This window comes from Thermorudis peleae (assembly GCF_000744775.1).
GTDB lineage: Bacteria > Chloroflexota > Chloroflexia > Thermomicrobiales > Thermomicrobiaceae > Thermorudis > Thermorudis peleae.
Genome location: NZ_JQMP01000003.1, coordinates 1,308,625 through 1,322,032 on the forward strand (window position 1 = coordinate 1,308,625; position 13,408 = coordinate 1,322,032).

Below are 13,408 nucleotides of genomic sequence, written 5' to 3' on the forward strand. Positions count from 1 at the left end.
GTGCTGCGCGGAAGCGAAACCGTCAAATCTCGCGCCGTCGCGGACCCCGGCCCGCGTTATGCTGCTCCTGGGCGCTCGTAGGCAACACGTCCCTCGATGATGGTGTAGTCGACCTTGATGGCAGCGATATCAGTTGGAGCGACACGCAGGAGGTCTGTCTCGAGGATCGTCAGGTCGGCGAGTTTGCCCGGCTCGATCGTGCCCTTGATATGCTCTTCAAATGTGGCATACGCACCGTTGTAGGTATAAGCGCGGACGGCCTCCAGCACCGTAATACATTCTTCTGGCCAAAGAGTAGCTCCCTTGGCGTTCTGGCGTGTCACCATCGTCTGAATACCGAGGAGGGCGCTGGTTGAGCAGACTGGGGCATCGGTGCTGGCCGCGGCGATGATGCCGCGATCGAAGAATGTGCGCATGGCGTAGGTGTAGCGTAAGCGCTCGCGCGGCAAGGCTGCTGTGTAGGCTTCTTGAAAGTCGTATAAGAACGTCGTGCCGGGAATTGGGATCGCGTTCAACCGGGCGATGCGATCGAGGAGGTCTGGCCGTAGGATGCTGCAATGCTCGATCCGGTGACGATGGTTCGGGCGCGGGGCGAGTGCAAGTGCTTCGTCATAGGCGTCAAGCAGGAGCTCGATTGCTGCATCGCCGATCGCGTGTGCACAGCACTGATAGCCAGCGAGGTGGGCGCGGATGATCTTCTGTTTGAGGACAGCCGGATCCTCGGTCCACAGTCCATAGTGGTCTTCTGTGCCTAGATATGGCTCTGACATCCGCGCGGTCCGTCCGCCAATGCTCCCGTCAAGAAAGAGTTTCATCGGACCAATGCGTAACCAGTGGTCGCCGAAGCCAGAGCGGAGCCCGAGTTCGGCAAATGGTTCGAAGAGGTCGTTGATGCGCACCATAAGTGTCGTGCGGACTGGTAGTTGCCCTGATTGGGCAAGATGCTGGTAGGCTGTGAATTCGCGGGCATTGCCAATGCCGGCCTCGGCGACACTCGTGACGCCGTGCGAGAGGAACAGACGGCCGGCACTAATCAGCGCCTCCTCAATCTGCTCGACTGTTGGCTCAGGAATGCATCGCCGTACTGCCTCAAGGGCTGCCTCGCGCACGACGCCGGTTGGTTCGCCGTGTACATCGCGGTCGATGGTGCCGCCTGGTGGGTCTGGCGTTGTCGCGGTGATTCCGGCCAAGGCCAGTCCCTGGCTGTTGACAACACCGATATGCCCACAGGCACGCACGAGCAGTACTGGATGCTGGGTAGTGGCACGGTCAAGATCTGTCCGGCTCGGGTGTCGTCCCTCGGCAAGCCGGGCCTGGTCGTAGCCGCGAGCGATGATCCATGTCCCGGGCGGTGTCGAGCGCGCCCGTTCGGCGATACGCGCGACGAGTTCGTCAATGGTGCGCAATGGTGGAGTTCGGGCGTCAACTTCCCTGAGGGCATGGCCAACGGCCATTGGGTGGCAGTGCGCGTCGTTGAAGCCAGGGGTAACAGTTCGTCCATTGAGGTTAAGCACTTCGGTATGACGGCCAATCCATGGGCGAACCGTGTCGTCGTCGCCGACAGCTACAATTCGCCCGTGGAGGATGGCGACCGCTGTCGGATGGGCTGCAGGGCCAAGGTGGCCAGTTAAGATCTGGCCGTTGTAGAGAACAAGATCAGCGGCCATGCTGGTGCTCCTTAACTACGCGTGTGCTGTGCTCGGCGAGCAGTGCTTACGAAGCCGACGGATGGCATCGATGAGCTGGTCAATATCCTCTTCGGTGTTGTAGAAACCCGCCGAGAGCCGGATGCAGTAAGGATGGCTGATGAAGCGCACAATGACGTTGGCTTCTTGCCAGAGCGCCTGCACGAGCGCAGCTGGATCGCAGCCATCGACAGTGAAGCAGACGAGGCCGGCCATGCAGTGGCGTGGTGTAATGACGTGAACGCCGTCGAGTTCACTCAGCGACTGCCACGCGTAGTCGCCGAGTTGCTGAATCCGCTCAAAAGCCCAGGGAAAACCCACTGTCGTGCGAATCCAGCGGATGCTTGCTGCTTGGCCAGCAATCGCTGGCATGTTCATGCCGCCGACTTCGAAGCGCTCAGCAGTTGCCTTCGGCAGTAGATAACCGCCGATTGGTTCAATGCCATGTGGCATAGCGAGTGAACTGTAGCCGGCAACGGTGAGCTGCAGAATGTCGAGCGCATTGTCCGCGATGTAGACTGCTCCAGTGCCTTCAGGACCGCACAGCCACTTTTGTCCCGGGATGGCATAGACGTCGACGCCCAGCTCCGTCACATTGACGGGGATAGAGCCGGCTGACTGCGCGCCATCGACGACGACCAGGATGCCATGCTGGTGCGCAAGCTCGGTAACCGCACCAACGGGCAATATCGCGCCGGTGTTCCACGTCAGGTGGGAAAGCATGATCAGGCGTGTGCGTGGAGTGATCAGCCGTGCGATGGCGCCGACAACATCGCCGCCACCGTCGCCGAGTCTTGCCGTACGAATTGTGACCCCATAGCGTCGCGCGACAGTGAACAGTGGCGCTTGGCCACCTGGGTGCTCCATGTCTGTTGTGATGATTTCGTCTCCTGGTTGCCAGTTGATGCCGAGCACGCCAATGTTGATGCCGTCAGTTGTGTGGCGGGTGAGGGCGATGTTGTCTGGAGAGCAACCCAAGAGTGCGGCAACTTCCTCACGGGCTTGTCGCTTGAGGTCACTATTGATGAGGTAACGCTCTGGCACGATACGCCCATCGTCCAGTTCGGCTTCCGCGATGGCACGCATTGTCTCTTCCACCGGCCGCGGCAATGGGCCACAGGTGCCCGTGTTGAGGTAAACGTGCCGTGTTACTGCTGGCATGGCGTCGCGAATTGCTGCGACATTCGTTGTCTTTTCAGTCATGATCTCCCGTCTCCCGGCTTGCTCCAACCTTCTCCGCCTCTATACCCTGTATGCCGGGTTCTGTCAATCAGCACGACGGGCTAACAAGCGGCAAGGGCGTGTTCGAGGTCGGCGATAATATCCTCCGGGTCCTCAATACCGACCGAAAGCCGGACGAGCCCTTCCGTGATTCCCATGATCTGGCGTTGCTCCGGCGGGACGTTGCGGTGTGAGGCCATGATCGGGTAGAGGACTTCGGTGTACACGTCGCCGAGCGTTGTGGCGGGCACGATCATGCGGAGGGCGCGTAGGAACCGGAAGACCCGCTCGCGCGTGCCATCGCGAATCTCGAACGCGACCATCGCGCCATAGCGGCCGTCGGGGTAGAGCCGCCGCGCGGTTACGTGGCTCGGATGTGTCTCGAGCCCTGGGTAGTAGACCCGGCTGATACGTGGATGCTCGGCAAGCCAGCGTGCAACGATCGCGGCATTGTCACACTGACGCTGCATGCGTAGCGGCAACGTCTTTAGCCCGCGAAGAACGAGCCACGCTTCGAACGGACCGAGCAGGCTACCGATGGCCTTGTTCATCTCGTTTAGTTCCCAGCGGCGATCGGCACTGGTGGCGATAACTCCGGCCATAACGTCGCCGTGGCCGCCAAGGTATTTGGTGGCGCTGTGCAGGACGTACTCGGCCCCGAGCGTGCCTGGGCGAATGAGGTACGGAGTGGCGAACGTACTATCAACCACGAGCTTGACCCCGTAGCGATGTGCGAGTTCTGCGAGGGCCGGAATGTCGGCGACACGGAGGAGCGGGTTCGAAATCGCCTCGCAGAGGACAAGTCGTACCCGCCCGTTGCCGGTTACAAGCGCCTGTTCGACTGCTGCAAGGTCGAGAATGTCGACAAACGTTGTCTGGACGTTGAGCTGATGGTAGACAGCCTTGAGCAAGGTGATGGTCTGCCCGTAGAGATCGTGCGACGCGACGATCTGGTCGCCAGCTTCAACGTTGGCGAGGATGACAAGATTGACAGCAGCCATGCCCGAACCGACGGCGATGGCCGCTTCTTGCTCTTCGAGCGCGGCTACCGCTGTCTCGAGTGCCTGGACGGTCGGGTTACCGTACCGGGCATAGGCGAAGACGCCTTCTGCCCCGCCGAGCGCTGCATCCAACTTCTCGAGATCGTCGTAGATGAATGTTGAGCTTGGATAGATCGGCGTAGTGGTTGGAATGAAGTCACGTGGAGTCGGACGTTCGCCGGCATGGACAGCGCGGCTTGCGAAGCGCAACCAGGTGCGCGTTGTGTCGGCCATGTCTTTGGCATGCTCCTTCCTGACGAGTCGAGCACATCGGTTCAGCGCATCCAGTATAAGGGCTTGCTGTCCTACTCGCTGCGTCGCGCGGAGGAAGGTGTGACCGACATTGATCTTGCCCGTGCACTTGAGCGGATCCGTGAGGCCATTCGCCCGTATCCACCAGCGGCGCTCTTCGCGCTGGCTGAGGAGGGATACCGCTCAACCTTTGAGGTGCTCGTTGCCTGTGTGCTCTCCATCCGCACGCGCGATGAGACAACAGTGCCGGTTGCACGGCGGCTGTTTGCTGAGGCGCGCACGCCAGAAGCCTTGCTGCAGCTTGCTTCGTCTCGGCTCCTCGAACTAATCCGCCCGGTGACGTTTGCCGAGCAGAAAGTTGAAACGCTGCACGCGATTGCCCGCGACGTGCTGACACGCTATCACGGAGAAGTGCCGTGCACCGATGAAGCATTGCGCGGGTTTCGGGGCGTTGGCCCGAAATGCGCGAACCTCACCCTGACGATTGCCTGTGGCATCCCGCGCATCGCAGTCGACGTCCATGTCCAGCGCATCGTCAACCGCTGGGGATACGTGCGGACGCGCACACCAGAGGAGACGCTCCAGGCACTTGAGGCACGCGTGCCCCGGGCACTCTGGGGAGAAATCAACCCGCTGCTTGTGCCGTTCGGCAAGCATTACTGCACGCCGAAACGGCCGTGGTGTTCGCGTTGCCCGGTTGCCGACATGTGCGCGCGTGTCGGCGTCAGCATCTCACGCTAACAATGTTGCAACAATGTTGACGAATCAATCGACTTGTGCTACCAAACAGATAGAGGGAATGCATGGTGAGAGAGAGGAGGGCTTGGCGACTGCCAGGACAGGGAGTGCTGTGTGGGGTGATGCGCGGGTGAAAGGGGGAAGAACGGCGCGTAAGAGGGGGTTCGGTCACTGTTTGAACGCGTACCGGACGGAATGTTGTCACGAACAAGGTGTGTAAGGAGTGAGGGAGATGTCAAGGAAACGCTTGAGCCGCAAATGGCTCGTTTGGTTGACGTTGCTTTCGCTCTTCCTGCCGACGCTTGTCGCGTGCGGCGGTGGGAACGCGACGCCGACGCCAGCCCCCCAGCAGCAACAAGCTTCGCCGACGGCAGCGGCAGCACAAACGCCACAAGCAACCAAGGCCGCGAGCGCAACGACGCCAACTGCCCAAGGAACACAGGCAACGGGGAATAAAGTCCTTCGCATTCACGAGTACACCTACCCCGATATCTTCGATCCTCAGAAGAGCTCTTTCAGTAACGAAATCGCTGTCCTGCATATGAACTACGAAGGCTTGACGCAGCTCGACAAGAACATGAAGACCGTGCCAGCAGCGGCAGAGTCGTGGGAGTTTAGCCCCGACGGGCTGACCCTGACGTTCCATCTCCGCGCTGGCCTGAAGTACAGCGACGGGACGCCGCTAACGGCCGAGAACTTCCGTTACGCTGTCGAGCGCACCTGCGACCCCAAGACCGCGGGCGAGTACCAATCGATTCTCTTTGACATCGTCGGCTGCGAGGACTTTGCGAGTGTTGACCCGAAGGACACGCAGAAGTACGAAGCAGCCCGGCAAAAGCTCGGTGTTTCGGCGCCGGACGATCGGACGCTGGTGATTAAGCTAACACACCCAGCGCCGTACTTCCCGACCATTGCATCGCTTTGGGTCTTCTACCCGGCTCGTAAAGAGCTGATCGAGAAAGGCGGTGACAACTGGTGGAAGGACCCGAAGCTGCAGATCGGCAATGGCCCGTTCCAGATCACCGAGATCGTCGAGGATCAGCTGATTCGCTTTAAGGCGAATCCCAACTACTGGGCAGGTCGGCCCAAGCTCGATGGTATTGACATCGTCTATCAGAAAGAGAGTAGCGTTGCGCTCGAAGCCTATAAGGCTGGCCAACTTGACATGTTCTCGCCTGATCCCTCACAGTTGCCAGCAATTAAGAACGATCCTGAACTGAGCAAGCAGCTCGTCCAGTACACCGCCGCGACCACGATTAACCTGTCGTTCAACCTGACGAAGGAGCCGTTTACCGACAAAAACGTCCGGCTTGCCTTCTCTTATGCGTTCGACCGCAAGACCTATTGCGAGCAGGTGCGTAACGGTGACTGCAAGCCGACGCTTGAGTGGATTCCGCCTGGGATTCCCGGCAACGCCAACATCGACAAGTATGGATTTGACCCACAGAAAGCAAAGGAAGCACTAGCGCAGTCGAAGTATGGCGGTCCGGATAAGCTGCCGCCGATCAAGCTGACCTACAACAGTGACGATCCTGCGAACCAGGCGCGCATGGAATGGATTGCGGGCCAGTTCCGCGACATTCTCGGCGTCAACATTACCCTTGATCCGGTCGACGGTAAGACGCTGGTGGCCATGCGCAAGGACATCAAGACGTATCCGCAGATGACACCAGCTGGCTGGATCGAGGACTATCCAGACCCGCAGAACTGGCTCAGTGTGTACTGGAAGTGCGATGCGACCTTTGCGCAGCGCTTCGGGTATTGCAATAAGCAATTTGACGATCTCGTGACCCAGGCTGACAAGGAGCTTGACCCGAACAAGCGCGTGCAGCTCTATCAGCAGGCTGAGCAAATCTTGGTGGATGACGTGCCCGGTCCCTTCCTGTACAACCCGATCAATCGCTTCCTGGTCAAGCCGTATGTGACTGGGTACACGCCAACGCCAAGTGATGATGCCTTCCCGGGTGAGTTCGGGTCACTGCTCACGCTTGATATTCAGCCCCACTAAGGCGTGGGTGCGAGAGGCGGTGGGCGGGACAGGGATGATCCCCTGTCCCGCTTGGCCTGCATGAGGGAATGGGGTCGCAATGTTTCTCAGCTTTGTGATTCGGCGCGTACTCTGGCTCATCCCCGTCATCCTGACGGTCTCATTCATCACGTTCTTCTTGATGCACCGTGCCCCTGGTGGGCCGTGGGATCAAGAGAAGAATGTTGCACCAGCGACGTTGGAAGCGCTGAACGCGAAGTTCGGCTTAGATAAGCCAGAATGGTTTAACCCTGATGAAGTGCGAACGGCGTGGGCTCATGGTGAGCGCAATCCCTTGCGCCTAGCCCGTGATTTCCTGGACAGCCAGTTCTTCAACTATCTCTTCAATCTTGCCCACGGCGATCTTGGTCCATCCTATCGTTCTCGCGGCTCAGAGTCGGTCCAGAGCATTCTTATCCGAAAATTCCCGGTAACGGCGAAAGTTGGCCTTGTGGCAACTGTCTTTGCGCTTGTTGTCGGAATCCCCCTTGGTGTTTTCGGAGCACTGCGGCAAAACTCCTGGATCGATTACCTTAGCCTTGGCATCGCAACAACCGGTGTCTCTGTGCCGAGCTTTATCATCGGGGTCTTGCTCATTATTGCGTTGAGCCAGTGGTTTGGCGTCAAGCCGATTCGCAGTCCAGAGGAGTGGGAAGGGTTCTCGACTGCCTATATTCTGCCGGGCATCGTCCTTGGTCTCGGCACGATGTCATATATCACGCGCCTCACGCGCTCAGCGATGCTTGAAGTCATCAGGCAGGATTACATCCGAACAGCACGGGCCAAGGGGCTGCGCGAACCGACAATTATCACACGGCATATGCTCCGCAACGCCCTCATTTCGGTCATCACGATCCTCGGTCCGGCAATTGCTGGCTTGGTCACCGGCTCGTTCATCATCGAGTCGATCTTTAACGTGCCGGGGATGGGCCGCGAATATGTGCAGGCGATTGCCGCGCGCGACTACTCAATGATTATGGGCACCACGCTGTTTTATGCCGTGATGGTCGCCATCGCAAACCTGTGGGTCGACATCATGTACGGGCTACTCGATCCCCGCATTCGGATTTAGGAGGATCACATGGCGAGCACGACAACTGCGGTCGGTGCGCTTGACGAACGGTTCCTCCTGCGGCATCCGCCCCGGAGCTTGTGGAGCGACGCATGGCGACGGTTTCGGCGGAACAAAATGGCCATCGTTGGCGTGGTGTACTTGCTCTTCCTGGCGATCGTTGCGATCTTTGCCCCAGTCATTGCACCCCATAATCCGGTCAAGACCGACGTTGCTCACGCGGGTGTCTACCGCCAGGCGGCGTGGATTCACGACCCGAACCCGATGCGCACCGGGACATGGGAGTACCCGCTTGGGACGGACGCCGTTGGTCGCGACGTGTTCAGTCGGCTGATCTATGGCACGCGCGTATCACTGATCGTCGGATTTATCCCGATGATCTGTACGTTACTGATTGGCACGGTCATTGGCCTAATTGCCGGGTACGCCGGAGGGCGGATCGATAACTTGCTCATGCGCTTTACCGACGTGATCTACGCGTTTCCGGACTTGCTGTTCTTCATCATCATGCAGGTCGCGTTCCGCGACGCCTGGTTTGGCCGGCTGCTCAACGGGCTGGTTCTGCTCTTCATCACCCTTTCGCTTGTGAACTGGACGGGCGTGGCGCGGCTTGTACGGGGCGAAGTGTTAGCCCTCAAGCAAAAAGAATTTGTGGAAGCTGCTCGAACAATCGGTGCGCCGACCTCGCAAATCCTGCTCCGGCATATCTTGCCGAATGCCCTAGGGCCAATCATCGTGGTCGGTGCGTACATCGTACCAGGCGCAATTATCTCTGAAGCAATCTTGAGTTATCTTGGTATTGGCGTTCGTCCGAGTGTCCGCCTGGATGCGCCGTTTCCGACAAGCTGGGGCAGCATGATCCTGGACGGCTCACGGGCGTGGGAATCCCAGCCGTGGATGCTGATCGCGCCGAGTTTGGCGATTGCGCTCATTACCTTGGCCTTCACGTTTGTCGGCGATGGTCTCCGTGATGCGCTCGATCCGCGGCAGAGTGAACGCTAGCGGTAGCTTGCCAGCGCAGACGGCTAGTGTTAGGCTAGGAGTGACGGTTGCCAGGGGTGCGCAGAGGCGCTGAGAGGCTGGGCGCGCGGCCCGCCAACCCTCCGAACCTGATCTGGGTAATACCAGCGCAGGGACGGCACCGGATCGCGATCCGCTCACTCCGCAACCGCCGAACCGCAAGGTCGGCGGTTTTCTGCACCCCAGGCCAATGCAGGAAAGGAGACGCGGATGACGGCACACACTGTGCCCAAAGCGGTGACCATCGCCGGCTCGGACTCCGGGGCAGGCGCTGGAATTCAGGCTGACCTCAAGACCTTCTCAGCGCTCGGCGTCTACGGGTCAACGGTGATTACGGCTGTAACGGCGCAAAACACCCTCGGTGTGGCAGCCGTGCACGACATTCCACCCGAAATTGTTCGCGCGCAGCTTGACGCGGTGATGACGGACATCGGGGCACAAGCGGCTAAGACCGGCATGCTGAGTTCCGCGCTGATTATCGACGCCGTCGCCGCTGGGATTCGGGCGCATGGTATCCGCAACCTGGTCGTTGACCCGGTTATGGTTGCCAAAAGTGGCGATCGACTGCTGCGTGAGGATGCAATTGCTGCGCTGAAGCAACAGATTTTTCCCCTTGCGCTCGTCATTACTCCAAACATCTGGGAGGCACAGGTGCTGACAGGGTATGAGATCACGAGTGAGGCTGATATGCGCGAGGCAGCTCGTGCTCTCTATGCGCTCGGCCCACGGTACGTCGTCGTGAAAGGCGGACACCTGGCTGGTGAGCCGGTTGATCTCCTCTTCGACGGCGAGTCATTCGAACGCTTCGTCTTACCCCGCGTGCCGACACGCCACACCCATGGCACGGGATGCACATTCTCGGCCGCGATTGCTGCATTCCTGGCGCGTGGGCATGACGTGCCAAGTGCGGTCTGGCAAGCAAAATGCTATTTACACGAGGCGTTACAGCATGCGTATCCGATCGGCGCGGGGCAGTCGCCAGTTCACCATTTTTATGCATGGTGGCCAGCCAGGGCTGAAGCACAGCAGGAGGTGCAGTGATGGTCGAAACGGCTGAAACAGTTCGGGTGGAAGATCGTCCACTGAAGATCGCCGACCGCGAGTTCCGCTCGCGACTCATTCTTGGCACGGGAAAGTGGCGCTCGCATGAGGAGATGCTGGCGGCGTTTGAGGCAGCCGAGTGCGAGATGATTACAGTGGCGCTCCGGCGCATCAACTTCGACGATCCGCAGAGCCGCAGTATCCTTGAAGTCATCGACTGGTCAAAGTATCAGATTCTGCCGAACACCGCTGGTTGCCGCACAGCGGAAGAGGCGATCCGCGTGGCACGGCTTGCGCGGGCGATGGGACTCTCGAATTGGATTAAGCTTGAGGTGATTCCCGACCCGAAGTACTTGCTGCCCGATCCCATTGGGACCTTTGAAGCGGCACGTGTGCTTGTCCGCGAAGGCTTCGTTGTCCTGCCCTACATCAACGCTGACCCTGTGCTCGCCAAGCGACTGGAGGAGATCGGCTGTGCAACGGTGATGCCGCTTGGTTCGCCGATTGGCTCAGGGCAAGGCTTGCCAGATTTTCGCGGCATCCAAATCATCATCGAGCAGGCGAACGTACCGGTGATTGTGGATGCGGGTATTGGCGCACCATCTGACGCTGCGTTGGCAATGGAACTGGGAGCCGATGCCTGCCTGATTAACACGGCGATTGCGCAAGCTGGTGACCCTGTAAGAATGGCACGGGCGATGCGGCTGGCAATTGAAGCTGGGCGGCTCTGCTACTTGGCTGGGCGCATCCCGAAGAAGCCGTATGCCGCGGCCAGCAGCCCGCTCGAAGGCATCGTTGGACGGAGCTAACCGTGCAGCGGGGTGCCTGGTCGCCAGAACGACTGCGGGCTGCGTTGCGCGTCTACGTCATCACTGACCAGACGTTAGCGCGTGGCCGCTCGCAAGCCGAACTCGTTGCCCAGGCCCTTGAAGGTGGAGCAACAGCTGTGCAGCTCCGTTGGAAGAGCGGCCCGCTACGGGATGCGGTCGAATTGGGGCGTGTGCTGCGCCAGCTCTGCCGTGCAGCTGGGGCCCTCTTTATCGTCAACGACCGCCTTGACCTTGCGCTCGCGGTCGAGGCGGATGGCGTACACCTCGGGGTGACGGATCTGCCGGTTGCTGAGGCGCGACGGCTAGGCGGAGATGATCTCGTCATTGGCTTTTCGCCAGAGACGCTCGAGCAGGCGCAAGAGGCTGAAGCAGCAGGTGCAGACTACCTTGGTGTTGGGCCGATTTATGCCACGACGACGAAGCCCGACGCCGGTGCGCCAGTGGGCGTGGCACATGTACAGGCGATCGTGCAGCGTGTCCATATTCCAGTCGTTGGTATTGGGGGAATTACCGCGGCGAACGCAGCGGAGGTGATCCGAGCTGGCGCCGCCGGAGTTGCCGTGATCGCCGCGGTCTTTGGTGCTGAAGACGTGCGCGGGGCAGCGGCTGCGTTACGCCAGGTCGTCGACGCTGCACGAGGTGAGCGCGGCAGATGAAGCACATTCCACGCTTCCACGTGCTGAGTCAGCGTACGTTGTTGCCACTGGCAACCCTCATCGATCTGCTCGAGCCGTTGGCGGCGGCGGGCGTCGAGGCGTTCCACCTCCGGGAGAAGGATCTTCCTGGTGGCATCTTGCTTGACCTCGCGCAGCAGTGTCGCCAGCGATTAGGGGGACAAGCAGCGCTCTTTGTTAACGAGCGGCTGGATGTTGCGCTGCTGTCCCAGGCTGACGGTGTGCAGTTGCCAGAACAGGGCATCCCAGTAGCGGCAGCGCGGCATCTGCTCGGCCCGCACATGCTAATTGGCCGGTCGGTGCACGATGTTGCGGGAGCGCGGCATGCCGAGGAGGCGGGAGCCGACTTCCTTCTCTTCGGCAATGTCTACGAGACGACGAGCAAGCCTGGCGTGACGGGCCGTGGGCTTGCTGCCCTGCGCGAGGTCGTGGCAGCCTGTCACCTGCCCGTGATCGCGATCGGCGGGATCACGCCTGAGCGGGTGCCCGAGGTGCTGGCGGTCGGCGCGTGGGGGATCGCGGTCATCTCGGGGGTGCTCGCGGCGTCAGACCCAGTGGCGGCAGCGCGGCGCTATCACCAAGCGCTGAATGAGGGGGATGGCCGTGCAGCTTGAGTTAGTGATCAATGGTAAGCGGATGACGCTCGAGAGCGTGCAGACGATTGCTGACTTGCTCCGTGTACGGGGACTAAACCCGCAACTAGTCGCCGTCGAGCACAATGGTGAAATTGTGCCCCGCGATCAGTTTGACCAGCGTGTATTGCACGATGGTGACCAGCTGGAGATTGTCCACTTCGTCGGGGGTGGCAGTCCGGCGCACGGCACCCGTTCTAGGATAAGGAGGCATCCTGGTCGTCCTGTGCCTCGGTGAGCAGCGGTGGCTCCCAGAGATGTGCGGCCAGATCAACCTGGTACTCGGCGACGAAGCGAACCCCTTCAGCTTCGAGCAACCCGCGCATGATGGCTGGGTGCCCCCAGGCCCAGCCACCAGTCAGCTCACCGTTGCGATTGACGACACGGTGGGCAACTGCTGCGACGTCTGGCGGGGAGTGGTGCAATAGCCAGCCGACCATGCGGGCTGAGCGCCCAGCGCCAGCAGCCCGCGCGATTCTACCGTAGGTGGTGACACGCCCTGGTGGAATCCGTTTGACGATGGCGAAGACGCGCGCCGCGAACGGGCTCAGTTTGGTCGTGTCAGTCATGGTCGATTATCTCCCCTTTCGGCCGATGATCAGGATGCCGGCCACGATGAAGAAAGTGCCAAGCCAACCCCGCGGAGTGATCGGCTCATGAAAGAGCCAGGCTGCGGCGAGCACTTGGACGCCGATAACCGCCAGCCCAGTCGTCACCGGGTACGCAATGGAAAGTGGCACGAGGCGGAGCAACGCCGTCAGCGTGATGACGGTGATGAAGCCAGCCACATTGCCGATTACTTGCCAGAAGAGAAAGCGTTCCCATGTTGCGCTATCAGCCGAGAAGCGAAACGCTGCTCCAGCGATGATATTAAACGCGAGATTGGCAAGTGTTAGCCCGACCGCGACGACGAACTGGCCAGTGTGTGGCAACCAGGCATCGATCCACGCGCGGTGACCGTTCATAACCCTTCCCCTTTCGCTAGACAGGGGACGCCGCGCTGGTGCCCTTCACTAATCCGACGCCCCCCGTTGCTACCCCCACGTGCTCTGCACGAGAGCATACCGCTCATGGGCGCACCTGGAGCGTTCGTCACTCGGGAGTGCGGTAGACTTGATGCGGAAACTGAACCCGCAGTTGAGCGTGGGCACAGGACGCCCACTACTGCTCACGCGGA

General features: G+C 60.2%; 14 protein-coding genes and 1 riboswitch. Of the genes, 9 read left to right on the plus strand and 5 right to left on the minus strand.

Annotated elements, in window-relative coordinates; translation table 11 throughout:
- Positions 1-56: 56 nt before the first annotated feature.
- The 3 genes from N675_RS08980 to N675_RS08990 form a co-directional block, all read right to left on the minus strand.
- Positions 57-1,667, minus strand: a complete 1,611-nt coding sequence (locus N675_RS08980; RefSeq protein ID WP_038039047.1) for an amidohydrolase — start codon at positions 1,665-1,667, stop codon at positions 57-59.
- Positions 1,668-1,682: 15 nt separating this feature from the next.
- On the minus strand, positions 1,683-2,888 hold the full coding sequence (locus N675_RS08985) for an aminotransferase class V-fold PLP-dependent enzyme (protein ID WP_038039048.1): 1,206 nt from the start codon (positions 2,886-2,888) through the stop codon (positions 1,683-1,685).
- Between the two features lie 80 nt (positions 2,889-2,968).
- Positions 2,969-4,180 (minus strand): trans-sulfuration enzyme family protein, encoded by a 1,212-nt coding sequence (locus N675_RS08990; protein ID WP_051914508.1) that lies wholly within the window; start codon positions 4,178-4,180, stop codon positions 2,969-2,971.
- A 99-nt stretch (positions 4,181-4,279) separates the two neighbouring features.
- On the opposite strand from N675_RS08990, the gene N675_RS08995 reads away from it, so the two are divergent.
- From N675_RS08995 to thiS, 9 genes are all read left to right on the plus strand, one after another.
- Positions 4,280-4,939, plus strand: coding sequence for an endonuclease III domain-containing protein (locus N675_RS08995; RefSeq protein ID WP_231577990.1), 660 nt, complete (start codon positions 4,280-4,282; stop codon positions 4,937-4,939).
- Positions 4,940-5,168: 229 nt separating this feature from the next.
- A complete protein-coding gene (locus N675_RS09000) occupies positions 5,169-6,944 on the plus strand; it encodes a peptide ABC transporter substrate-binding protein (RefSeq protein ID WP_038039049.1) in 1,776 nt (591 codons plus the stop codon).
- Positions 6,945-7,023: 79 nt separating this feature from the next.
- Positions 7,024-8,034, plus strand: coding sequence for an ABC transporter permease (locus N675_RS09005; RefSeq protein WP_038039050.1), 1,011 nt, complete (start codon positions 7,024-7,026; stop codon positions 8,032-8,034).
- 9 nt (positions 8,035-8,043) lie between these two features.
- Positions 8,044-9,036: an ABC transporter permease gene (locus N675_RS09010; protein ID WP_038039051.1), complete on the plus strand. Its 993-nt coding sequence runs from the start codon at positions 8,044-8,046 to the stop codon at positions 9,034-9,036.
- Positions 9,037-9,078: 42 nt separating this feature from the next.
- Positions 9,079-9,188: riboswitch (TPP riboswitch) on the plus strand.
- A gap of 76 nt (positions 9,189-9,264) precedes the next feature.
- Positions 9,265-10,095 carry a bifunctional hydroxymethylpyrimidine kinase/phosphomethylpyrimidine kinase gene (thiD, locus tag N675_RS09015; RefSeq protein ID WP_038039052.1) on the plus strand — a complete coding sequence of 277 codons (831 nt, stop codon included), beginning with the start codon at positions 9,265-9,267 and terminating at the stop codon, positions 10,093-10,095.
- Positions 10,095-10,904: a thiazole synthase gene (locus N675_RS09020; RefSeq protein ID WP_038039053.1), complete on the plus strand. Its 810-nt coding sequence runs from the start codon at positions 10,095-10,097 to the stop codon at positions 10,902-10,904. Before thiD ends, N675_RS09020 begins: the two co-directional genes overlap by 1 nt.
- Positions 10,905-10,906: 2 nt before the next feature.
- Complete coding sequence (thiE, locus tag N675_RS09025; RefSeq protein WP_156100852.1) at positions 10,907-11,581, plus strand: thiamine phosphate synthase; 675 nt, start codon at positions 10,907-10,909, stop codon at positions 11,579-11,581.
- Positions 11,578-12,213 carry a thiamine phosphate synthase gene (locus tag N675_RS09030; protein WP_038039054.1) on the plus strand — a complete coding sequence of 212 codons (636 nt, stop codon included), beginning with the start codon at positions 11,578-11,580 and terminating at the stop codon, positions 12,211-12,213. The genes thiE and N675_RS09030 overlap by 4 nt, the downstream gene beginning before the upstream one ends.
- Complete coding sequence (thiS, locus tag N675_RS14095; protein ID WP_081886968.1) at positions 12,197-12,469, plus strand: sulfur carrier protein ThiS; 273 nt, start codon at positions 12,197-12,199, stop codon at positions 12,467-12,469. The genes N675_RS09030 and thiS overlap by 17 nt, the downstream gene beginning before the upstream one ends.
- On the opposite strand, the gene N675_RS09035 is transcribed toward thiS, so the two are convergent.
- Both N675_RS09035 and N675_RS09040 read right to left on the minus strand, forming a co-directional pair.
- The gene (locus tag N675_RS09035) at positions 12,429-12,800 is read right to left on the minus strand and encodes an MGMT family protein (RefSeq protein WP_038039055.1); all 372 of its coding nucleotides are present in this window, start codon (positions 12,798-12,800) and stop codon (positions 12,429-12,431) included. The genes thiS and N675_RS09035 overlap by 41 nt on opposite strands.
- 6 nt (positions 12,801-12,806) lie before the next feature.
- Positions 12,807-13,196, minus strand: coding sequence for a DMT family transporter (locus N675_RS09040; protein WP_051914509.1), 390 nt, complete (start codon positions 13,194-13,196; stop codon positions 12,807-12,809).
- Positions 13,197-13,408: the final 212 nt, after the last annotated feature.